At 38.5% G+C, this 22,339-nt stretch carries 25 protein-coding genes, 1 tRNA gene and 1 pseudogene; 20 read left to right on the top strand and 7 right to left on the bottom strand.

What is annotated here, in order from left to right:
• Positions 1–8 precede the first annotated feature (8 nt).
• Positions 9–1,058 carry an oxidoreductase gene (locus R1T16_RS00870; protein ID WP_317499166.1) on the bottom strand — a complete coding sequence of 350 codons (1,050 nt, stop codon included), beginning with the start codon at positions 1,056–1,058 and terminating at the stop codon, positions 9–11.
• 186 nt (positions 1,059–1,244) lie between these two features.
• Entirely contained in the window at positions 1,245–1,604 is a 360-nt protein-coding gene (locus R1T16_RS00865; protein WP_317499165.1) for a DUF983 domain-containing protein, read from the bottom strand.
• Positions 1,605–1,696: 92 nt separating this feature from the next.
• Between R1T16_RS00865 and R1T16_RS00860 the strand changes: the two genes are divergently transcribed.
• The 4 genes from R1T16_RS00860 (at position 1,697) to R1T16_RS00845 (ending at position 4,817) form a co-directional block, all read left to right on the top strand.
• Positions 1,697–2,590 (top strand): AraC family transcriptional regulator, encoded by an 894-nt coding sequence (locus R1T16_RS00860; RefSeq protein ID WP_317499164.1) that lies wholly within the window; start codon positions 1,697–1,699, stop codon positions 2,588–2,590.
• A gap of 83 nt (positions 2,591–2,673) precedes the next feature.
• Positions 2,674–3,891 carry an RsmB/NOP family class I SAM-dependent RNA methyltransferase gene (locus R1T16_RS00855; protein WP_317499163.1) on the top strand — a complete coding sequence of 406 codons (1,218 nt, stop codon included), beginning with the start codon at positions 2,674–2,676 and terminating at the stop codon, positions 3,889–3,891.
• Positions 3,892–3,952: 61 nt separating this feature from the next.
• The gene (locus R1T16_RS00850) at positions 3,953–4,393 is read left to right on the top strand and encodes a DUF6146 family protein (RefSeq protein ID WP_317499162.1); all 441 of its coding nucleotides are present in this window, start codon (positions 3,953–3,955) and stop codon (positions 4,391–4,393) included.
• A 103-nt stretch (positions 4,394–4,496) separates the two neighbouring features.
• Positions 4,497–4,817 (top strand): DUF6787 family protein, encoded by a 321-nt coding sequence (locus R1T16_RS00845; RefSeq protein ID WP_317499161.1) that lies wholly within the window; start codon positions 4,497–4,499, stop codon positions 4,815–4,817.
• Between the two features lie 26 nt (positions 4,818–4,843).
• On the opposite strand, the gene msrA is transcribed toward R1T16_RS00845, so the two are convergent.
• Complete coding sequence (msrA, locus tag R1T16_RS00840; RefSeq protein ID WP_317499656.1) at positions 4,844–5,389, bottom strand: peptide-methionine (S)-S-oxide reductase MsrA; 546 nt, start codon at positions 5,387–5,389, stop codon at positions 4,844–4,846.
• A gap of 233 nt (positions 5,390–5,622) precedes the next feature.
• Between msrA and R1T16_RS00835 the strand changes: the two genes are divergently transcribed.
• The 3 genes from R1T16_RS00835 to R1T16_RS00825 all read left to right on the top strand — a co-directional run bounded on the left by R1T16_RS00835 (position 5,623) and on the right by R1T16_RS00825 (position 7,386).
• Positions 5,623–6,306 (top strand): ABC transporter ATP-binding protein, encoded by a 684-nt coding sequence (locus R1T16_RS00835; protein WP_317499160.1) that lies wholly within the window; start codon positions 5,623–5,625, stop codon positions 6,304–6,306.
• A 120-nt stretch (positions 6,307–6,426) separates the two neighbouring features.
• Positions 6,427–7,191, top strand: coding sequence for a TIGR02757 family protein (locus R1T16_RS00830; RefSeq protein WP_317499655.1), 765 nt, complete (start codon positions 6,427–6,429; stop codon positions 7,189–7,191).
• Positions 7,192–7,230: 39 nt separating this feature from the next.
• The gene (locus tag R1T16_RS00825) at positions 7,231–7,386 is read left to right on the top strand and encodes a hypothetical protein (protein WP_317499159.1); all 156 of its coding nucleotides are present in this window, start codon (positions 7,231–7,233) and stop codon (positions 7,384–7,386) included.
• Here R1T16_RS00825 and R1T16_RS00820 read toward each other — a convergent pair.
• Complete coding sequence (locus tag R1T16_RS00820) at positions 7,379–7,840, bottom strand: MepB family protein (RefSeq protein ID WP_317499158.1); 462 nt, start codon at positions 7,838–7,840, stop codon at positions 7,379–7,381. The genes R1T16_RS00825 and R1T16_RS00820 overlap by 8 nt on opposite strands.
• Before the next feature lie 49 nt (positions 7,841–7,889).
• Positions 7,890–9,818, bottom strand: a complete 1,929-nt coding sequence (locus R1T16_RS00815) for an amino acid permease (protein WP_317499157.1) — start codon at positions 9,816–9,818, stop codon at positions 7,890–7,892.
• A gap of 228 nt (positions 9,819–10,046) precedes the next feature.
• Here R1T16_RS00815 and R1T16_RS00810 point away from each other — a divergent pair, with 228 nt between their 5' ends.
• The 12 genes and pseudogenes from R1T16_RS00810 to R1T16_RS00755 all read left to right on the top strand — a co-directional run bounded on the left by R1T16_RS00810 (position 10,047) and on the right by R1T16_RS00755 (position 20,348).
• Positions 10,047–10,685, top strand: coding sequence for a peroxiredoxin (locus R1T16_RS00810; RefSeq protein ID WP_317499156.1), 639 nt, complete (start codon positions 10,047–10,049; stop codon positions 10,683–10,685).
• 14 nt (positions 10,686–10,699) lie between these two features.
• Positions 10,700–11,014 carry a thioredoxin family protein gene (locus R1T16_RS00805; protein ID WP_317499155.1) on the top strand — a complete coding sequence of 105 codons (315 nt, stop codon included), beginning with the start codon at positions 10,700–10,702 and terminating at the stop codon, positions 11,012–11,014.
• Positions 10,995–11,252 (top strand): DUF6952 family protein, encoded by a 258-nt coding sequence (locus tag R1T16_RS00800; protein ID WP_317499154.1) that lies wholly within the window; start codon positions 10,995–10,997, stop codon positions 11,250–11,252. Before R1T16_RS00805 ends, R1T16_RS00800 begins: the two co-directional genes overlap by 20 nt.
• A 95-nt stretch (positions 11,253–11,347) precedes the next feature.
• The gene (locus tag R1T16_RS00795; protein WP_317499153.1) at positions 11,348–11,908 is read left to right on the top strand and encodes a helix-turn-helix domain-containing protein; all 561 of its coding nucleotides are present in this window, start codon (positions 11,348–11,350) and stop codon (positions 11,906–11,908) included.
• Positions 11,909–11,988: 80 nt separating this feature from the next.
• Positions 11,989–12,735 (top strand): heavy-metal-associated domain-containing protein, encoded by a 747-nt coding sequence (locus R1T16_RS00790; protein ID WP_317499152.1) that lies wholly within the window; start codon positions 11,989–11,991, stop codon positions 12,733–12,735.
• Between the two features lie 126 nt (positions 12,736–12,861).
• Positions 12,862–13,359, top strand: coding sequence for a thiol peroxidase (gene tpx / locus R1T16_RS00785; RefSeq protein WP_317499151.1), 498 nt, complete (start codon positions 12,862–12,864; stop codon positions 13,357–13,359).
• A gap of 16 nt (positions 13,360–13,375) precedes the next feature.
• Complete coding sequence (locus R1T16_RS00780) at positions 13,376–13,750, top strand: diacylglycerol kinase family protein (RefSeq protein WP_317499150.1); 375 nt, start codon at positions 13,376–13,378, stop codon at positions 13,748–13,750.
• A gap of 38 nt (positions 13,751–13,788) precedes the next feature.
• Entirely contained in the window at positions 13,789–16,311 is a 2,523-nt protein-coding gene (locus R1T16_RS00775) for a DNA translocase FtsK (RefSeq protein WP_317499149.1), read from the top strand.
• The gene (locus R1T16_RS00770) at positions 16,292–16,963 is read left to right on the top strand and encodes an outer membrane lipoprotein carrier protein LolA (RefSeq protein WP_317499148.1); all 672 of its coding nucleotides are present in this window, start codon (positions 16,292–16,294) and stop codon (positions 16,961–16,963) included. Before R1T16_RS00775 ends, R1T16_RS00770 begins: the two co-directional genes overlap by 20 nt.
• Before the next feature lie 6 nt (positions 16,964–16,969).
• Positions 16,970–18,424, top strand: a pseudogene (locus R1T16_RS00765) (LptF/LptG family permease); the annotation flags it as partial.
• 554 nt (positions 18,425–18,978) lie between these two features.
• Positions 18,979–20,112, top strand: a complete 1,134-nt coding sequence (gene ribB, locus R1T16_RS00760) for a 3,4-dihydroxy-2-butanone-4-phosphate synthase (protein ID WP_317499146.1) — start codon at positions 18,979–18,981, stop codon at positions 20,110–20,112.
• A gap of 148 nt (positions 20,113–20,260) precedes the next feature.
• A tRNA-Ser gene (locus R1T16_RS00755) sits at positions 20,261–20,348 on the top strand.
• Positions 20,349–20,554: 206 nt separating this feature from the next.
• On the opposite strand, the gene R1T16_RS00750 is transcribed toward R1T16_RS00755, so the two are convergent.
• Together R1T16_RS00750 and R1T16_RS00745 are read right to left on the bottom strand one after the other, a co-directional pair.
• The gene (locus R1T16_RS00750; protein ID WP_317499145.1) at positions 20,555–20,878 is read right to left on the bottom strand and encodes a nuclear transport factor 2 family protein; all 324 of its coding nucleotides are present in this window, start codon (positions 20,876–20,878) and stop codon (positions 20,555–20,557) included.
• A gap of 20 nt (positions 20,879–20,898) precedes the next feature.
• The gene (locus tag R1T16_RS00745) at positions 20,899–21,681 is read right to left on the bottom strand and encodes an SDR family oxidoreductase (RefSeq protein WP_317499144.1); all 783 of its coding nucleotides are present in this window, start codon (positions 21,679–21,681) and stop codon (positions 20,899–20,901) included.
• Between the two features lie 136 nt (positions 21,682–21,817).
• On the opposite strand from R1T16_RS00745, the gene R1T16_RS00740 reads away from it, so the two are divergent.
• A complete protein-coding gene (locus R1T16_RS00740) occupies positions 21,818–22,174 on the top strand; it encodes a helix-turn-helix domain-containing protein (protein ID WP_317499143.1) in 357 nt (118 codons plus the stop codon).
• The last annotated feature ends 165 nt before the right edge of the window (positions 22,175–22,339 follow it).

Here is a 22,339-nt window from a genome sequence, read left to right as displayed (position 1 = left end):
GCTATAAACTATTTAAGACGTAAACGTATTATTTTATTTTGCCCCGCTGCTATTATAGTTTTACTGTCTGCAAAACGAATAGTATGTAGGTTTTTATCTTCTGATATTTTTTTCCAGGAAACACCCCTGTCAAAAGTATAATAAAGCCCCGAAGGCCCTGCCGTAATTAATTCGTTACCATTGCTGCCGGGTATATACTGAACACAGGAAGCATATCCAAATCCTGTGTTCTCACCTGTAAGTTTCCATGATTTTCCACCATCATCGGTTACTATCTTGTTACCCGAATTTTTAGCTAACTGCTCATAATCACCACCAACAGCAAAACCGTTTTTTTCATCATAAAAATCTGCCGAGAATATACCCGTCATTTCTTTACCCTGAATTATTGGCGTAGTATGAACGTCCCAATGCTGCCCTTTATCCACAGAATAGAAAACACGTGATTTTTTACCACCTGACACGATCCAGGTCTTATCTCCTTTTACGATAACATTAGAATTGCTTGCTGCAAAAGCCGCTTCTCCTTCAGAAACTCTTGGAAGCTGATTGCACGGCATTTTCTTCCACGTCTCGCCCCCATCTGTAGTTGTTAATACAGACAGGCATTCACCTGTAGGGTCACCGATGGCAATACCTTCTTTTGCATTGCGAAACTGCATGCTGTCGTAAAATGTCTTATCTCCTGTTTCAGTATATACTAACTTAGTACGCTTACCATCTTTAGATATTTTATATAAAAATGCAGGCGTACCGGCATTTATAATAAAAACATCATCTGCTGTCTGGGCTATTGCCCTGAATTCGGGTAAAATAGTATCGTGTGCGGCTACACCGTTAAAGTTTTTACCACCGGATAATGAAACCCAACCATACTTTCCGTTACTTCCTGCATACCAGGCTTTGTCTCCATCAATAGCAAGTGCCCTGATGCTTATTTCTTCGTTTAGCAAAGTATCGATTGAAGTTGTTTCAAAAGACGCTTTAAAATTTACATTATCCTGCTTTTTACAGGAAAATAATGCTACAGCCGTGAAAAGAAATAACACTTTCTTCATTAGAAAAATTTGGTTTGCTAATATACCGAAAAAATCTATTGATATAACCGCAATAAGTGAATTTAATTTACAAATGGTCGCCATTTTGTGAAAAAAATTCAAAATAACGCAGAAACCCCATAAAATGGGGTTTAAAATTTTATAGATGAACGGAAAAAATCGACGTTAAAACGCACTTATTTATGGTTACAACTGCCTGTCTTTACTGTCAAACATATAAATCCAGATCATTCTTGACAGCCTGAAATTAAATGTACTCAACAACACTGCAAATAATGCGATAAGACTTACCATGCCCACATAACTTTTGATAAAAAAATGAGCCACGGCAAAAACAGCCATCATTTCGGCAACCGTCATTGCATAGCTTACATACATGGAACCAAAAAAATATCCCGGTTCTTTCTCAAATTTATGACCGCACTCTGCGCAGTTTGCATTCATTTTAGGCATCTGAAACAATAAAGGATTTCCTTTTTTTGCAAATACTTTACCATGTCCGCATTTCGGACATTTTTCATCGAGTATATTTATAAATTGTGACATCGTTTTTTTTATTCAAATTTAACATCAAAAGCTAAAAAAGGATATGACGTATATGCGCAACAATTTGTACTTTTAGGACATTATTTAAGCATATGAAAAAGGTTTCTGTATTAAAGATGGAGCAGTTTCAGGGAAAGGACAGCCCTGAGGATTTTTATGCAAATACACTGGAAGACCACCTTATTACACGGCACAAAGACATAGCCCTGCCCCACTCGCATAATTTTTATCTGGCGATACTCTTTATCGAAGGAACAGGGATTCATGAAGTAGATTTTACAGTTTATGACGTAAAACCCGGCGCATTGTTCTTCCTTAATCCCGGGCAGACGCATCATTGGGAATTATCGCACGATACAAAGGGATATATTTTTTTTCATACCCAGGCTTTTTACGATCTGCATTATACCAGCAGCAGGTTAAGCCACTTCCCTTTCTTTTTCAGCATGCACAATTCGCCTTACATACAGCTTGACAATAATAATCTAAAAACAATAACAAACCTTTTTAAGCAAGTCCTTGACGAAAATACTTTGGGCAGGCCTGAGAAAAAAGATTACATTCTAAGCCTGATTAATCTGGTATATATAGAAGGACTGCGGAATTATGCATATCAAAATAGCGTACCAGTAGAAAACAGGAACAGCTATTATGCCAAGTTCAGGATATTCGAAGAGTTTATCGGACAAAATTTTGCCACCAAAAGATCGCCCGCTGCCTACGCCTCAATGCTAAACATGACTTCAAAGCATTTAAACCGTATTACGCAGGCCGTTGTAAGCAAAACAGCGTCAGACATTATTATCGACAGGGTTATGCTTGAGGCGAAAAAGTCGATTATACTCCAAAAAGAAAGCTTATCAGAAATTGGATATTCACTGGGTTATGAAGATTATGCTTACTTCTCCAGATTGTTTAAAAAGAAAACTGGAGAAACACCGTCTGAGTTTCTAGGAAGGTATAAAGGGGAAGCACATAGTCATTAAAAAGACGGTCTAAAAAAGCATAACAAAACATAGTTATAAGTTCTGCTTAAAAAATAATACCTTTGCTGCTAGAAAACACTATAATGAGATTACACAGGAACTTAGTTTTTACGGTCATAGATTCACTTGGCTTTGTTTTTAATGACGGAGAATATGCCGATAAGGTAGTAGCACGCGCACTTAAAAAAGACAAACGCTGGGGAAGCGCAGACAGGAAGTTTGTTGCAGAGACAATTTATGAAATCGTAAGATGGAAACGTTTATATATAGAAATAGCCGAAGTTAAGGAGCCTCTTGACAGGGATAAGCTATGGCGTATTTTTGCAGTATGGGCGGTGCTTCGCGGCATAACCCTGCCGGACTGGAAGTATTTTGAGGACACTCCTATTCGCCGTATTAAAGGCCGTTTTGACGAGCTTTCTAAAATAAGAAAGTACCGCGAATCTATTCCTGACTGGATGGATGAACTTGCTGTTAAAGAACTTGGCGAGGCTAAATGGGAAAAAGAGCTTGCTGCCCAAAACGAGCAGGCAAAAGTTATACTTCGCGTTAATACCCTTAAGACTACGAGGGAAAAGCTACGCGCTATTCTTATGGATCTTAACATTGATACTATCATTGAGAAAGATTACCCTGATGCGCTTATCCTTAAAGAAAGGGCAAACGTATTTCTTACTGACGCCTTTAAAGAAGGATTTTTTGAAGTTCAGGATGCATCGTCTCAGTTAGTGGCACGCTTTCTTGAAGTTGAGCCTGGTATGCGCGTGGTTGACACCTGTGCAGGTGCGGGAGGTAAAACACTTCACATGGCATCGCTAATGGAAAACAAAGGCCAGCTTATAGCAATGGACCTCTATGAAAGCAAGCTGAAACAGCTTAAGCTTCGTGCTAAAAGAAACAGTGCCTTTAATATTGAATACCGTATTATAGACAGCACAAAAGTTATCAAGAAGCTTCATGAAAAAGCCGACCGTGTGCTTATAGATGCACCATGCAGCGGATTAGGAGTACTAAAACGTAACCCTGACAGCAAATGGAAACTTCAGCCGGAATTTATAGACAACATTAGAAAAGTACAGGCCGAAGTGCTTGAAAACTATTCTAAGATTGTTAAGCCGGGTGGTAAAATGGTATATGCAACCTGCTCTGTACTTCCATCAGAAAATGAAGAACAGGTTAAAAAATTCCTTACTACAGAAATTGGTAAAGAATTCACTTTCATCAAAGAAAATAAAGTTCTTGCCTCAGAAAGCGGTTTTGACGGTTTCTATATGGCATTGCTTGAAAGAAAAGCTAAATAAAGATTTCAGCCTCCCAGTCGGGAGGCTTTTTTTTGTATATTAATATCTTATTAGATAAGTTATGAAAAATTACATATACATATTTGCTGCAGTTATACTGGTAATGACTGCCTGTGGCTCAACATCATCTTTGCCGGGTGATAAAGTTGCAGCTGAGACTAATGCCAAAGCTAAAAATGACACCATAAGGATAGCAAATGATTCGCTTGAATATGAGGTTGTCATAATAGAGAATGGATTTAATACCTGGCTGGCGTCAAGGGCAAAACCAAGAGGTTATTATGGCCAGTCGTATCTGGAAAACAAAAACAGGTTCTGGGTAGCAGAATGGAACAACCGCGCCATGAACCCTACACGTTTTGGCGATTTGTACCAGATGCAGATTGATTATCAATCCCGTATTAATTATGGATATGAAGTGAATTACTTGCTCTATAATTACCTTGTTTTTTTTCAGATTACCTATAACCAGAAATTAGGAGGAATAATACCTCAATATTAAACAGTCAAATCGCAAATTTTAATCTGGAATAAATATAAATAATCCCTTTAAAAGATTGCAGCGCAAGCGCAAAACCAATATATTTGCGACTTTATTAGCCAAAATGGGAAATTTAAGACAGCGCTGGGGAATTAAGAATAACTATCAGTTTGTTATTATATTTATCGTGTTTGCCATTACTGGTTCAACATCAGCATACCTGTCTAAACCTGTTTTAGCCTGGATGGGTGTTACAAAAGATACTTTCTCTCCCTGGATCTACTACCCTCTTTACATTATACTAATATTTCCGCTATACCAGGTGCTCCTGGTTTCTTTCGGATTTTTATCAGGGCAGTTTAAATTCTTCTGGTGGTTTGAGAAAAAAATGCTTCGGTCTTTAGGATTGGGTTTCTTATTTAAACCAGAAAAGCCCTCTAAATAGAGAGCTTTTGCTATTCCAAAAAATCATTACGATTTTAATTTTGACTTATAATTCTTTTTAAGCTTCTCCAGCTTAGGCGTTATCACAGCTGAACAATATGGCTGATTTGAATTCTGCGCATAATAATCCTGGTGATAATCTTCTGCGGCATAAAATGTTGGTGCGTTGGTAATTTTTGTAACTATCGCAGTGCTGTAAATATGCTGGTCTTTAAGCAGTTTTATAAAATTCTCTGCCGCGGCTTTTTGCGCCTCATTGGTATAAAAAATTTCGCTTCGGTATTGTGTACCCACATCTGCACCCTGCCTGTTTAAAGTTGTAGGGTCGTGAGTGGCAAAAAAAACCTCTAATAAATCTTCGTATGCCACCTGTTTAGGGTCAAAGGTTATTTTTATTGCCTCCGCGTGGCCTGTTGTGCCAGTACAAACTTGTTTGTAAGTTGGATTAGCTACTGTTCCGCCTATGTATCCCGAAACTACCTTTTCAACACCTTTAAGATCGGTAAAGAACGCCTCTGTACACCAAAAACAGCCTCCCGCAAAAATAGCAGTTTCTAAATTTTTGTCATCCATTTTTATATCCCCTTCGTTAGATTTTACAATTGCCTTTTCAGGACTTTCTTTAGACTGGCAGGAGAACGAAACCATTGCCAGTACTATCGCGATTGCTTTTTTCATACTATATTCTCCTAATAATTATTTTGTGGAGTGACAGTAGTTGTCACACATCTATATATACGAAATATTGTGCCAAAAGATTTCTTATTCTTTAAAATGTTTGTTTCTTTGTGATAAACCTTAGGTAAATGATACAGGCATCAGGCATTCATAAATATTACGATCAGCTTCACGTTTTAAAAGGTGTTGACTTACATATCAAGAAGGGTGAAATAGTTTCCATAGTAGGCGCTTCCGGCGCCGGAAAAACCACGCTCCTTCAGATATTAGGTACTCTTGACAATCCTAAAAAACAAAATGGTACTACTCTTGTAATAAATAATGAAGATGTCCTGAAAATGAAAGACAAGGCACTGTCTAAATTTCGTAATTCAAAGCTGGGCTTTATATTTCAGTTCCACCAGCTTCTTCCTGAATTTAGTGCTCTTGAAAATGTATGCATACCCGCTTATATTGCAGGTAAGGCAAAAGCCGAGACAGAGGCAGAAGCAAAACGACTTTTAGAATACCTTGGCCTATCACACCGTATTGACCACAAACCCGGAGAACTTTCGGGTGGTGAGCAGCAACGTGTAGCTGTTGCACGCGCGCTGATAAATAAGCCTGCTGTAATTTTTGCCGACGAGCCATCAGGTAATCTTGATACGGCATCTGCCGAAAACCTTCACCAGTTATTCTTTAAGCTGCGTGATGAAATGGGGCAAACCTTTGTAATCGTAACCCACAACGAGGAACTTGCCAATATGGCCGACAGAAAGCTTGTAATGAGCGACGGACTTATTGTAAATACAGTAGATTCAGTTATCGGGTAATTGGTTTGTCCGATTTCCTGATTGTTCACTGTTTGGTAAGCTCATTTTCAAATCGACTTTGCAACTCTGCAGCTTTGAAACTTTAAGGCGATACATTACTTTTGTACTATGGAAGTGAAAATGAATGCCGAAGAATTACGCTTGTTTCTTGACGAGAAAGTACTGCAATACAACAAACCCGATTTTATAGATAGCGATCCTATACAAATCCCCCATCTATTTACCCAAAAAGAAGATATTGAGATAGCAGGATTTTTAGCTGCTACCATCGCCTGGGGTAATCGTAAAATGATTATTAACAATGCTAAAAAGATGGTAACACTTATGGGCAACAGTCCGTATGACTTTGTTATGAGTCATAAGGAACATCATCTTGAAAACCTTACCGGCTTTGTACACCGTACATTTAATGATATTGACTTTACTACTTTTATAAAAGCGCTTAGGCATATCTATTTAAACCACGACGGCCTTGAGGCTGTATTTGCAAAACATCAGCAGCCCGAAGGTATGCACAAAGCTATACACGAATTCAAAAAAGTTTTCTTTGAGATAGAGCATCAAAACCGTACCCAAAAACACGTATCAGACCCGCTGGCAGGTTCTGCCGCCAAAAGGATAAACATGTACCTGCGATGGATGGCACGCAAAGACAATACCGGTGTTGACCTTGGTATCTGGAAAACAATATCGCCCTCTGCCCTCTCATGCCCTCTTGATGTACATTCAGGCAACGTGGCAAGAAAACTAGGCATACTTATCCGAAAGCAAAATGACGGTAAGGCATTACACGAACTTGATACCCAGCTTCGGCTTATGGATGCTGAAGATCCTGTAAAATATGATTTTGCATTATTTGGATTGGGAGTGTTTGAAGGTTTTTAATTTTTTCTTATATTTGATTTAATAACAGACGATTAAATCATGAAAAAGAATACTATCTTTTTTTTATTAACTACTTTCCTGATGCTTTCTGCACTTTACTTTGCAGGAGGCTTTGATCTTGGCTCTTCATTATTTATCGCTTATGGAACAGCGATACTTACATTTCCGCCTTTTACATTAAAGAAGATCAAATAGCAAAACCATACAGATTATTTATCCTGTGAATATCAATGGTATTTGTAAAATCTATAAAGTACTCCAACTGCCATTTTTGGGTTTTCTCGGCCTGTACATTTTGGACAATATCCCATGACGGATAAACACGCATTGCGCGTTTTCCCTTTTTACTTTCAGTAGTAAAAGCACCTTGTTTTAGCAGTACAGATTTTGGAAACACAAATTGCCCGAAATGATTTTCTGACCTGCAATTAACTACCACAAAGTCTATTTTATCCTTGCTATCAAAAGGCAGTATCGGTCCATTCAGCCTTTTCCAGAGCGTAACAAACTGCCCTGCTTTCGTCGGGGTTGTTTTAGCCGAACGAAAAAGGATATTCAAGCCGTTCAGCTTAAAAGTGTAGGCATCATATTCTGAACTTTCTTTTTCAGGAGCGGCATTTTCAAACGTAAATCTGCATTTACCATACACAAGTGAATTTGTTAGAAATGGCTACTCCTGATGGATTACATCCATGAAGTTATGCCGTTTTTACAAAATTCAGTTTGCTGTGTTTTCGACTGAAGCCAAAGTAAATACCAAGCCCTATAAGCAACCAAACTGAGAAATATATCCAATTCCAGACACTTAACTCAGCCATCATGTAAAGGCAGCAGATAAGCCCTAAAAGCGGAATTAAAGAAAGGTTTTGGCGGTAAGCCCACACCGCTAAGAATACAAGAGTGATAAGGAATATCCACATTGGGATCTTGTGTTTAAACAGGGCAAAACCACTTTCATATTTGATGTTATCTGCAATTGGAAGAGAATCCACCATTTCGGCATATTTCTCATCGTTATCCTGGTAACGGCTTAGTATGTGCTCTAGATCCTGCGTTCCTGCAGCAGCATTCTGCGTATCCGCCTTAAGTATATGTTCGTATAAGGCTTTGGCCTCAGCTTCATTTAATGACGTTACAATTGTTGATGGAGTATTTATGTGTTTATCGTTATTAATAAATGACATTGTAGCCTGTCTATTGTATGTAAATGAAAATACCAGGCCTGCAATAAGTGCAGCAGGCATAATGTATTTTGAATTTAGATAAGGCGTCCTGAATTTTCCCCTTGGAATATTTGGTTTGTTTTGCAGTACTAAAACACCTGCACACACCAATACAAATGCAAATAATGTACCTATACTGCAAAGGTCGGTTACAGTAGTAAGATTAAGAAAAAGTGCCGGTATGGCAACCACAAAACCTGTAACTACAGTAGCATAAGAAGGCGTTTTAAATTTAGGGTGTACGCGTGAATAACGTTTAGGCAGTAAGCCATCACGGCTCATGCTCATCCATATACGGGGCTGGCCCATCTGGAAAACCAAAAGCACGCTTGCCATGGCAATCACAGCACTTACAGCTATAATGCCCGACATCCACTTAAGGTTAAGCTTATTGAATACAAATGCCAATGGATCGCCTACATTAAGCTCGTTGTAACGCACCATTCCTGTAAGTACGAATGCTATAAGGATATAAAAAACAGTACAGATTATTATAGCCCACATCATACCCTTAGGCAGGTCGCGCTGCGGGTTTTTACACTCTTCTGCAGTTGTGGAAATAGCGTCAAAACCAATGTAAGCAAAGAACACAGCAGATACACCTTTTAATACACCCGCAGCACCATTTGGCGCAAAAGGATTCCAGTTATCAGTATCCACATAAAAGACACCCACTGCTATTACCAACAATATAATACAAAGTTTTATGACCACCATTAAGTTACTTGCGTTACGCGATTCTTTCATACCGCGGTACACAAGCGCTGTAATAAGTATAATGATAAGAAGAGCAGGAAGATCTGCAACAAAATGCAATGACCCGATAGTTGGGGCATTTGTATAGGCTTCGTAGGCAGTTTTAAGTGGGGCATCAAGATTTTCAAAAGTTTTCCCGCCCTGCATCAGTGCTGTGGCTTCATTATAACCGTTAGATGCACTTAGATAATCCATTTGTATCCATTGCGGAAGATGTATACCACCGCTTTCGAGCAGGCCGGTAAAATAATCGCTCCAGGAAATAGCTACCGTAACGTTACCTATTGCATACTCCATAATTAATGCCCACCCTATAATCCATGCAATGATTTCTCCAAAGGCAACATAAGAATACGTATATGCACTACCCGAAACAGGTACCATAGATGCAAATTCGGCATAGGCAAATGCAGCAAAACCGCAGGCAAGAGCGGTAAACAGGAATAGGAATATCACTGCTGGGCCACCATCTGCACTAGCTTTACCAATGGTACTGAATATACCGGCACCGATAATTGCAGCAATACCAAAAGCTGCAAGGTCTCTAACCCCCAGATGCCTGCCAAGTGACTGATGTCCGTCGGCGTTATCAACCTGGTTTAATATGTCCTGAACATTTTTCTTCCTGAATAAATCTTTTAATGCCATTGAATCGGGTTAATGTTAAATGCATCGCAATACATTTAACAAATATAAAAACTTAATCGAAAATAGTACTATGCGTTTGCATAATTCACTTTTATACTTGATAGTGCTAAAAATAAAAAAATTCTATAGGTACATAAGGAAATATGATAATTCCTGTAACATATAAACAAGTATTATCACCTATTTTTGCACTGGTAAAAAAATAATAACCTCTTAAATAAATACACTATGTCTTTAGTTGGAAAAAAATTCCCAAACATTGCTATCGATGCTATTTCAGAAATGGGTGACAACCTTAAAATCAACGTTTTTGAAGAAGCTGTAAATAATAACAAAAAAGTACTTTTATTCTGGTATCCTAAAGATTTTACATTTGTATGCCCTACAGAGCTTCACGCTTTCCAGGCTGCTTTAGGTGAGTTTGAAAAAAGAAATACTATCGTAATTGGTGCATCTTGTGATACTAACGAAGTGCACTTTGCATGGTTAAACACGCCAAAAGATAAAGGTGGTATTGAAGGTGTAACATATCCAATACTTGCTGATACTACAAGAAACCTTTCTAACATACTTGGTATTCTTGATGTTGAATCATCTGAATACAATGACGAAACAGACTCTGTAGTGATTACAGGTTCTAATGTAACTTACAGAGCTACTTACCTTGTAGACGAAACAGGAAAGATTTTCCACGAAAGTGTAAACGATATGCCTCTAGGCCGTAACGTAAACGAGTACCTAAGACTAATTGACGCTTATACTCACGTACAGACTAAAGGTGAAGTTTGCCCTGCAAACTGGGAAGAAGGAAAAGAAGCGATGACTGCTGACCGTGATGGTGTTGCATCATACCTTGCTACAAACTAATTAATTAAGATATCATGCTGCAAGAACTTGAAAAGGATAATTTAGCAGAAATCGTTGCCGGTAATGAAACTGTTGTAGTACAATACTCGGCAGGCTGGTGCGGTAACTGCAGGATAATGAAGCCAAAATTTAAAAAAATGGCTGCTGAGAATGAAAACGTAGCGTTTGTTATTGCCGATGCCGAAAATTTCCCTGAATCAAGGAAACTTGCAAAGGTAGATAACCTGCCAACATTTGCCACATTTAAAAATGGAACACTTGTTAACCAGGTACAAACAAATAAAGTAGAAGTTTTAACTGATTTAGTCAATGAAATTACCAGTAATTAAGCATTTAACTCAATTTATTGAGGACAATGACCAGGATTATATAGTAGAAACCCTTGAGGTACTTGAGGCTATGGTAGAAATACCGTCGCTTAAAGATGAAGAGCTGGACGTTATAGGCGAGCTTATCTCTAATATGTATGGTGCGCTTGAGGTAAACAAAATGATTAAGGACGGAATAGATAAAAAAGAAGCCCTTAACAGCTTTATGATGCGTGTTTTAGGTGCTATCGATAAATAATTATACTTCACTCACTTTACTCATATAACGCTTCCGTTTCCGGAAGCGTTTTTTTTATGTCAAAATGTTTAGTTTTACATCTAAATACGATTATCATGCACCTATATATAAAAAACATGGTTTGCCCCCGCTGTATAACAGCTGTACGCAGCGAACTGGAGCAAATGAAACTCAATATACATTCGGTTGAATTAGGCGAGGCAGAAATTGGCAACGACCTGACTCCCGAAGAACAGCGTCATCTGGAAGCCACACTCAAAAAACTTGGCTTTGAACTTATCGGCGATAAAAAAAGCCGCATAATAGAACAGGTTAAAAATGAAATCGTTTACCTGGTACATCATTCTGACGAAATATTAAAGACTAATCTCTCTGCATGGCTGGCGGAAAAACTGCGTTATGACTACACCTACCTAAGCAATTTATTCTCTGAGGTAGAAGGTACCACCATAGAGAAATACTACATAACCCAGCGCATTGAAAAAGTAAAGGAACTGCTCGTATATGATGAGCTATCACTAGCCGAAATAGCCGACTCACTTGGCTACAGTAGTGCTGCCTATTTATCGAGCCAGTTTAAGAAGGTTACAGGCCTTACCCCTACTTTCTATAAATCAATAAAAGAAACAAAGCGCAGGAATATAGATGAACTGTAAATGTTGTTGTTATTTTCAAAAATTGCATAATCGACAAAGTCTGTTTTATGCCGAAATTTGCAGTATAAATAACATCAACAATGACACACACATATAACATATCAGGCATGACCTGCGATGGCTGTATCGCCAAAGTAAGCTTCTTATTAAAGAGAACACCCCATGTAAAAGATGTAGAAATCAACCTTGAAAAAGGCCAGGCAACGGTTACAATGGATGAACAGATCGCCACATCCGTTTTGCAGGATACCTTAAAAGACTATCCAAAATACCAGCTTTCTGAGGGAAGCCGACACTCGCACATTGAAAAAAACATCTTCGCAGCGCAAGCTGAAGAGTCAAAAAGCTGGATACAAACTTACAAGCCTATTGTTTTGATATTCGGTTACATATCATGTATATCTTTAATAACGGCTTTAAGCGGAAAAACATTTGACATAATGTTGTTTATGCGCGTATTCATGGCTGGTTTTTTCCTTACTTTTTCCTTTTTCAAGATGCTTGACTTAAAAGGTTTTGCTAGTAGCTACGCCATGTATGATATCGTAGCAAAGAAGTTTTCAGGATGGGGTTATGTATACGCATTTCTTGAGCTGGGACTTGGCATCGCCTTTGCCCTGGACTTTGAACCTGTATTTGTAAATGCATTTACTGCTGTCCTTATGACGGTAAGTCTTCTTGGCGTGTTTCAGAGTGTACTGAATAAAAAGAAGATTCAATGTGCCTGTCTTGGCGCGGTATTTAACCTGCCCATGAGTACAGTAACCATTATAGAAGACGGCCTCATGATCCTTATGAGTATTGCCATGCTCTCTATGTATTTATAATAAGAGAACATTCACAGTATCAAACGCTTCCACACCGGAAGCGTTTTTTTGTTCGCGTCGTTATATTTATACCGTATACCATTGTAGAAATTCTTACTTTTGCCTTTCTAAATAAAACATACAAAAATGGCTAATATCACACTTGGCGGAAATCCCGTTACAACTTCAGGCGAACTGCCTCAAACAGGAACTCAGGCTCCGGACTTTACATTAGTAAAAACAGATCTTTCTACCACATCTCTTGCAGATTATAAAGGCAGAAAACTGATCTTAAACATATTTCCGAGCGTTGACACAGGCACGTGTGCAGCATCTGTAAGGCAATTTAATCAAAAGGCTTCAGGGCTTGAAAATACCACAGTACTATGCATTTCACGCGATCTTCCATTCGCACAGAACCGTTTTTGCGGTGCAGAAGGTTTAGATAATGTAGTTTCTGCTTCTGATTTCAGGGATGCAAGTTTTGGCGCTGCTTACGGATTAAACATTGTAGATGGTCCATTACAGGGATTAAACTCAAGGGTTGTTATTGTAATTGACGAAAACGGAACTGTAAAATATACTGAACAAGTTGCTGATATTAAAGACGAACCTAATTATGATGCTGCTTTAGCTGCACTGTAACGATTTCCTACTGTAGATGAAAGACAACAGGTTTGTTAAAGGAAGGATAAAGAGCGTAGAATACTCTGTAAAAGGAGCATATAAGCTTGTAACGACTGAACATAGTATTATGGTTCAGTTCTTTATTGGGTTAGCTATGGTTGCTGCGGGTTTTTATTTTGGTATCTCTCCAACAGAATGGATGCTGCAAACACTAGCAATAGGATTAGTACTTGCTATTGAAGGACTTAATACAGCCGCAGAAAAAATAGCCGACTTTATCCATCCTGAATACCACGAAAAAATCGGGTTTATAAAGGACATCGCATCGGGTGCTGTATTCTTCGCAGCTACGGTTGCAATAGCTATAGGCGCAATCATATATTATCCTAAAGTACTACTGCTTTTTTAATTTTATTGATATTTTTACAGTCGAGATACTAATTATAAATGGCAAAGAGCAAAAAAGAAACAGCCAAGGGTGCTGAAAAACCCACTACAGAAAAGAAAAGATGGATCTTATCACGCCAGCACAAAGTGCTTATCGGCGTGTTGTTCTTTCTTTTCTCTATCGCCTTGTTATTATCCTTTATTTCATATTTCCTGTACTGGGAATACGACCAGAGCGGACTTACTGCGTTTAGCGACAGAAAGCAGGTTATCCACAACTGGCTTGGTAAATTTGGTGCTTCTCTGGCAGACTTCTTTTTGTACCGCGGTTTTGGTGTAGCATCGTTTATATTGATACGCTTTTTCTTTTTGACCGGCGCCTATCTTGTATTAGACCTGCCAGTAAGAAAACTTAAGAGAACATTGTTCTGGGATATATTCCTGGTTATTGTAGTATCTATACTTTTTGGATTCTTTAACCCTTACCTACCGGAACTTGGCGGTGTAATAGGTTTTGAAATGAACCTGTTCATGCAGGATTACCTTGGTAAGATCGGAACTATATTAGTACTTGTATTTGCATTATTTACCTTCCTGATCTTCAGGATAAAAATATCGCCGGATGTTATAAAGACATTCTTCGAGCGCAGACATCATGAAGAAGAGGAGTTAGAAGAGGCAGAGGCACAAAATACAGCAGTAACTCCTGTTCCAACTCCTGCTTTACGTGTTCAGCAGCCGGTAATACCGGTTACTCCACCTGTAAATGAATTTAACGAGGAAGAGTTTGATGAGGATGATGAGGAAGTGCTTAGTAATATTGAATTAAAAACAGTACCTCCTATTACGCCTCCGCCATCGCAGTTTGAAATAAACCGTGATGCGCTAAAACCAACTATCGAACATTCGTCTGAAATTAAGCTTGATACAGGCAAAACTAAACAGCCTGAACCAAAAGTTCCGGCAAACGAAATAATCAAGACAACTGACGAGAATTTTGTTATAGAGAAATTTACAGAAGAACCAACTATAGAAGAAAATCTTGCTGCACGTCTTGTAAAGGACTTTGGAGAGTTTGACCCTACGTTAGACCTTTCGAATTACCAGTTCCCATCAATAGAACTCTTGAAAGACTATTCTTCAGGCGGTATTACAATCAATCAGGAGGAGCTTGAAGAAAATAAGAACAGGATTGTAGAAACACTTCGCAACTACAAAATTGATATTGCCCAGATAAAGGCAACTGTAGGGCCTACGGTTACATTATATGAAATTGTTCCCGAAGCAGGCGTTCGTATATCTAAAATCAAAAGCCTTGAGGACGATATTGCACTTTCATTATCAGCTTTGGGTATCCGTATCATTGCTCCTATTCCTGGTAAAGGAACGATAGGTATTGAGGTGCCTAACAAGAACCCTACCATGGTTTCCATGAAAAGCGTTATTGCTTCGCCGAAGTTCCAGACTGCAGAAATGGAGCTGCCTATCGCTTTAGGTAAAACCATTTCTAATGAAACGTTTGTGGTAGACCTTGCAAAAATGCCCCACCTTCTTATGGCGGGTGCTACAGGACAGGGTAAATCTGTTGGACTTAATGCAGTGTTAACCTCGTTATTATATAAAAAACACCCTGCGGAAGTTAAATTTGTACTGGTTGACCCTAAAAAGGTTGAGCTTACTTTATTCAACAAAATCGAAAGGCATTATTTAGCAAAACTGCCGGATGACGGAGATGCAATTATTACCGATAACACTAAAGTTATCAATACATTAAATTCACTATGTATTGAGATGGACAACCGTTATAACCTGCTTAAGGATGCAATGGTTAGGAACATTAAAGAATACAATGAGAAATTCCGCCAGAGAAGGCTTAATCCTGAGAACGGGCACCGTTTCTTACCTTACATTGTACTGGTAGTAGACGAATTTGCTGACCTTATCATGACTGCAGGTAAAGAAGTTGAAACACCTATTGCACGTTTGGCACAGCTGGCACGTGCAATTGGTATACACCTTATCATTGCAACGCAGCGTCCGTCGGTAAACGTAATTACAGGTATCATTAAAGCCAACTTCCCTGCGAGGATTGCATTCAGGGTTACTTCTAAAATTGACTCCCGTACTATTCTTGATAGCCAGGGTGCTGACCAGCTAATAGGACGTGGTGATATGCTTTATACCCAGGGTAACGACCTTACCCGTGTTCAGTGTGCTTTTGTTGACACACCTGAAGTTGAAAAAATTACCGAATTTATCGGTTCGCAAAAGGCTTACCCTAACGCTTATCTGCTTCCGGAATATTTTGGGGAGGAAAGTGGCATCAATCTTGATATAGATATATCAGAAAGAGATTCTATGTTCAGGGAAGCGGCAGAAGTTATTGTTACAGCCCAACAGGGTTCGGCATCACTATTGCAGCGTAAACTAAAATTAGGATATAACCGCGCAGGCAGGCTTATCGACCAGCTTGAAGCTGCAGGTATTGTTGGCCCTTTTGAAGGCAGCAAAGCCAGAAGCGTTATGATTACTGATCTTAGTGCACTTGAGCAATTTTTCAAAAATGAAGAAAACAATTTTTAGCATGCGTACCTTTTACGGAATAGTACTTTTATTCTTTTTTACCTTACCTCTACACCTACAGGCTCAGAGTCCGGAAAAAGCTAAAGCGTTACTGGACCAGGTTAGCGGAAGAGTTAAAAGTTATCAGAATATTTCTATCGACTTTAAGTATTCTATGGGCAACCCGAAACAAAATCTTAATCAGGAGAGCAAAGGTAATGTTGTGCTTAAAGGAAACCTGTACACATTAGATTTTATGGGTACGACCAGAATATTTGACGGAAAAAAAGTGTATAATATCGTTCCTGAGGATGAAGAGATTTCTATCTCTAAATATGACGACCAGAAAGCCGATGATCTTACCCCCGCTAAAATGCTTAGCTTTTTTAACAGCGGCTATAAATACAGCTGGGACATACTCCAAAACATTAAAGGCCGCAAAATTCAATATGTAAAACTAAACCCGCTTAATGCAAAAGATAAGACTAAAGAAGTGCTTATAGGGGTTGATGTGCAAACAAAACATATCTACAATTTTATACAGACAGAAAAGGATGGTACTAAAATAATTATAACCATAAATTCTTTTAAAACAAATCAGCCTTTGTCAAAAAATCATTTTACCTTTACCGAAAGCAAATACCCTAACTACTACATTAATAGATTAGACTAATTTTTGGTGAAAATATTAGACCGTTATATCCTTACTTCGTTCATTACGACTTTTGCGTCGGTATTCATAATCCTGTTTTTTATTTTCGTATTACAGGGAATATGGCTTTTCATTGCAGAACTTGCAGGAAAGGACCTGGACATATGGCTTGTACTTAAATTCCTGGCTTTTTATTCTCCCAAGATAGTACCGCTGGTATTACCACTATCTATACTTCTTGCTTCTATCATGACGTTTGGCAGCTTTGCCGAAAACTATGAGTTTGCTGCAATGAAATCTTCAGGCATCTCATTAAGCAGGGCGATGAGAAGTCTTTCGGTTTTTATTGGCTGCCTTAGTATCGTAGCATTCATCTTTGCCAACAGCGTTATCCCAAAAGCTGAATTCAAATTTTTAAACCTTCGTAAGAACATTATACAGCGTAAGCCTGCGATGGCTATTGCTGCGGGACAGTTTAACGCCATTGGAAATTTCAATATCAAAGTAGATAAGAAATCGGGCGACAATGATGAAAAGCTAACAGGTGTTACCATTCATAAAAGAAACCTTGGATCTCCTTATGTTACCATAATCCGCTCTAAAAAAGGCCTGTTAAAGAGTAGCGAAAGCTCTAATTTATTGCAGCTTGAATTGTTTGACGGCTATTATTATGAAGAGATTACATCTAACAACCCTTCGCAGCGGCAAAAGCAGCCGTTTGCAAAAAGCAGCTTTACAAAACAAATAATGAACATTGACCTAACCATGCTTAACAGCAATGATATGGACGATGAAAAGATTACCCACACTAATACGATGCTAAATATTAGTGAACTGTCTTATACCCTAGATTCTCTGGAAAACAACTACGCAAAAGAATCTAAAAGTATCGCAGATAATATCACCCAACGCTACAACTCTTTAGCTATAGCTCCTTTTCCACACAAAACGATAAGCGGTGTAACGGAAATTAAAAAAGACAGCGTACCAAAAGATTTGCTTGGTCTTCTAAAAGCTGATACGGACAAGTCACGAGTACTTGATATAGCAACTAACAACCTAAACAGTTCACTGGGAACAATCAAAATGAATGAAACCCAGATGTACGACAGGACAAAAAACATAAACGGTCACTGGCTTGCGCTATATGAAAAGTTCGTTATTGCTTTCTCTTGCCTGCTAATGTTTTTTATAGGTGCACCATTGGGTGCAATTATCCGTAAGGGAGGCCTTGGTTTACCTATCGTATTTGCAGTACTGATATTTATTGTTTTCCACTTTATAAACACTTTTGGAAGAAAACTTGCAGGCGAAGACGGTATCCCTCCTTTCCTAGGTTCCTGGATGTCATCTTTTGTATTAAGTCCGCTAGCGGTGTTACTAACCTACAGAGCTACGAAAGATCTTGGCGTAAGCATCAGTTTCGACTGGCTTACAAATCCTATAAAACGCCTGTTTGAAAAAGATAACAGCGACGAACAGCCTATTCTAAACATTGATACCGTGAGGGTTACTGATAGTGAAGAATGGATAAACCTTAAGGCTATGACCGATGATGAGCTTATTTATGTGGTAAAAAACACAAAAATGCTTAGTCAGACTCCTGAGCATAGAAAGAAAGCGCTTAAAGTTCTTGAAAGTAGAGGTATATTACAGGAAAATCTGAAAGAAGACTGCAACTTGTATAACCTTGAATATTTAAAATGCGAATTCCTGTATAATAAGTTCAAAATCTCATCAAATATAGCATTGGGGCTATATGTAATCTTATTAGGCCTGTCTCCTTTTGTCTCTAAAGGCAAAACCGGAATTATGCTTCCTGCACTTATATGCCTGATACTTTTCTTTATCACGGCTTTTAAAGCAGCACAAAGTATTAGCAGAACTTCAAAAATACTGAATGAAAAAATAAGTATTGGATTAATCCTGAATATCGTGCTTGCGCTTCCATTCTACTTAATCCTGTATTTCTATAACAGAGCCGCGCTTCAAACCACGTTGAAACGTCATAATTATAAATTTTAAAGACAGTACACATGTCACTATCCGAAATAAAACTTAACACTATAGAAGAAGCGATCGAAGATATCCGTAACGGCAAAGTTGTGGTTGTGGTTGATGATGAAGATCGTGAGAATGAAGGAGACTTTATTGCTGCAGCAGAAAAAGTAACCCCTGAGATGATAAACTTTATGGCCACTCACGGACGCGGACTTATTTGTGCGCCACTTACAGAAGCGCGTTGTAAAGATCTTGAGCTGCACATGATGGTCACTAACAATACTGTACTTCATGAAACTGCATTTACGGTATCTGTAGATCTTATCGGGCATGGATGTACAACAGGTATATCTGTACACGACAGGGCAAAAACAATTAAGGCGCTGGTAGAAGATACTACCAAACCGGAAGATTTAGGACGCCCTGGTCACATTTTCCCTCTTAAAGCTAAACAAGGCGGTGTTCTTCGCAGGACAGGCCATACAGAGGCTGCTATAGACCTCGCAAGGCTTGCAGGTTTTAAACCGGCGGGAATACTTGTGGAAATATTAAATGAAGATGGTTCTATGGCACGCCTTCCTGAATTATATGAGGTTGCTAAAAAATTTGACCTTAAGCTTATTTCTATTGAAGACCTTGTTGCTTACAGAATGCAGCACGATAGCCTTATACAAAAGAAAGAAGATTTTGAGATAGAAACCCGTTTTGGTACTTTCCGTCTTAGGGCTTATGTACAAACTACAAACAAACAGGTACATATCGCGCTGACAAAAGGCAGCTGGAACATTGGCGAACCTGTTCTTACGCGTATAAATTCTACCCAGATAAATAATGATATTTTAGGTACACTTACTAATGATGCTGATAAAAAACTGGATAATATGTTTAAACGCATCAATGAAGAAGGAAAAGGTGCTATCTTATTCATCAACCAGGAAATACAGCCGTCAGAACTATTATCAAGAGTTAAGGAACTGAAAGAATTACAGGCTGAAGGCGTAACTAAAGCCCCTCAAATTAAAATGGACGACAGGGATTTTGGTATCGGTGCGCAGATATTACATGATATTGATATCTGTAAAATACGTTTGCTTACTAATTCAGGGCAGACAAAACGTGTAGGAATGATAGGTTACGGCCTTGAAATAACAGAATACACTGAATTCTAAAAAAAACTTTAATCCTTAAAGACAAGGTAATGAAATGTTTATAAAATAGTATGAAATTAAATGCAATATTAGCTTAAATAGTTTTTGGCAAAACCAAAAACGTTGCTATATTTGCAACCACAATGAGCAATATATTGCGATACATACTGGAGAAATGGCAGAGTGGTCGATTGCGGCAGTCTTGAAAACTGTTGACTGTAACAGGTCCGGGGGTTCGAATCCCTCTTTCTCCGCCAGATGAGATCTCGAAAGAAATCTTCAAAAAACAAAAACCTTTAGATCTCACGATTTAAAGGTTTTTTTGCTTTTTGGATATAAGTGTACCTGTCGGTGTACCAGTTCTGATAAATGATGAATAATGCCCGTATTAAAAGGGATTACAATAAAGAATTCGAAGCCTCTTGCTCCGCTAAATAAAGTTTCAAAAGAAACTTTTCTTATTTTAATCTGTTACTTTTAAATGTTGAATTTGTCCATCAACAATATCAAAATGAAATTTTAATGTAATCGGGCTTCCGGGAAATGTACCCGAACACGTTGCGGACAAGATACTTGAAGTTCCATTTTCAGTATATTCAAGAGGTTCCATCAACGATTTGTACTTTTCATTTGATTCTTCGATCCAATGCTGGATTTCCGGTCGTCCGTTATGTGTTTTACCTTCATCAAGTACTACGGCAGTTTCAGAAAAACAATTGGCATATGCATTGCTATTAAAGTTATTTTGTGCATCAACTAAGTCTGTTATTACTTTTGGTAAGTTCATAGGTATTATTTTAAAGGTTATTAAATTACGGGTACGGTGCCACCATCTATAATAAATTCTGTTCCTTTTAAATAATTGGCTCTTGGTGAAACAAGGAAGCTAACCAATTCTGCTACTTCTTCCGGTTGGGCAGGCCTGCCATAAGGTATTCCGCCCAATGCATCCATAACACTTTGTTGCGCTTCTTCTACAGTACTGTTAGCATTTCTTGCAATCTCGCCAAGCCAGGCTTTCGATGCTGATGTATTTATCCATCCCGGCGACACAGTCAGCACGCGAACACCTTTAGGAGAAACTTCATTCGATAAACTTTTACTATAGTTTCTTAATCCTGCTTTTGCAGCCGCATAAGGCAAAGTAGAGTCATAAAGCGGTAATTTGCCCTGAATAGAAGCTATATGGATAATAACTCCGTTTTCTCGATCTATCATTTGTGGCAAAAACCCCCTATCCAGTCGAACCGGAGCAAGCAAATTAGCCTGTAGGGTTGATTCCCAATCTTCATCAGATAATGCAGTAAATCCACCGGCGGGTGTTGTAGAAGAGCCAAGATTATTCACAAGAATGTCGAGCCTCCCATAAGCCAACAGTATTTCGCTGATTACTTTTTGTGTTCCTTCTGCTTTACTCAAGTCGGACTGAATAAAATGCAGCTTACTGTTTTCTTTTTCCGGTGCATTCCTTGCAGTAATGATAACCGTTGCCCCGGCTTGCAGCAGTCTTTCTGCAATTGCCTTTCCGGCTCCTTTTGTACCGCCTGTTACTAAGGCAATCTTTCCTGATAATTCATTTTGATAATCCATCCTGTATAATATTTTAAATTTCTGTTGTACAAATTTCAGAAGTATGTTACTTCCTCACAAGTACGGAGTTACGATTCATATAGGGATAAATTATTCCCCTATTGTACATGTAGGAACATAGGATTACTTTTGCTATATGTATGAAAGAAAAACAATACCCAACCTGAATTGCGGTCTTGACCTGATAGGTGAAGTACTTTACGGCAAATGGAAAATACGTTTATTATGGTTTATCAATGAAGGCCATAAACGGCCAAGTGAATTGCAACGAAAAATACCAGATGCCACACGCAGGGTTTTAAATATCCAGCTGAAGGAATTAGAGGAACATGAACTTGTCTCAAAAATTATTTACCCCGTTGTGCCTCCTAAAGTCGAATATAGCCTGACCGATTTTGGAAAAACATTAATTCCTGTAATTTCAGCCATCGGTAATTGGGGAGATGAGCATGAAGGACGTTTACGGTCGCTTATTTTAAAACGTTTGGAATAAACGATCGGACTGATGACTTTAAGCTTCTAAAAAACGTTAGAATTAAGCATAAATGTTAGGCAGGAATACCTTACAGCATACAAGTCATTAAACCTTAATTTGTATTGGGGTTTCTTTTTATATTATGGGATTACCTACCATTTTTACTGATTACCTGTAAGTCAG

This window comes from Flavobacterium sp. DG1-102-2 (assembly GCF_033042555.1).
GTDB lineage: Bacteria > Bacteroidota > Bacteroidia > Flavobacteriales > Flavobacteriaceae > Flavobacterium.
Note: the sequence above shows the minus strand (reverse complement) of the source record. Positions and strands in the feature narration are given on the sequence as shown.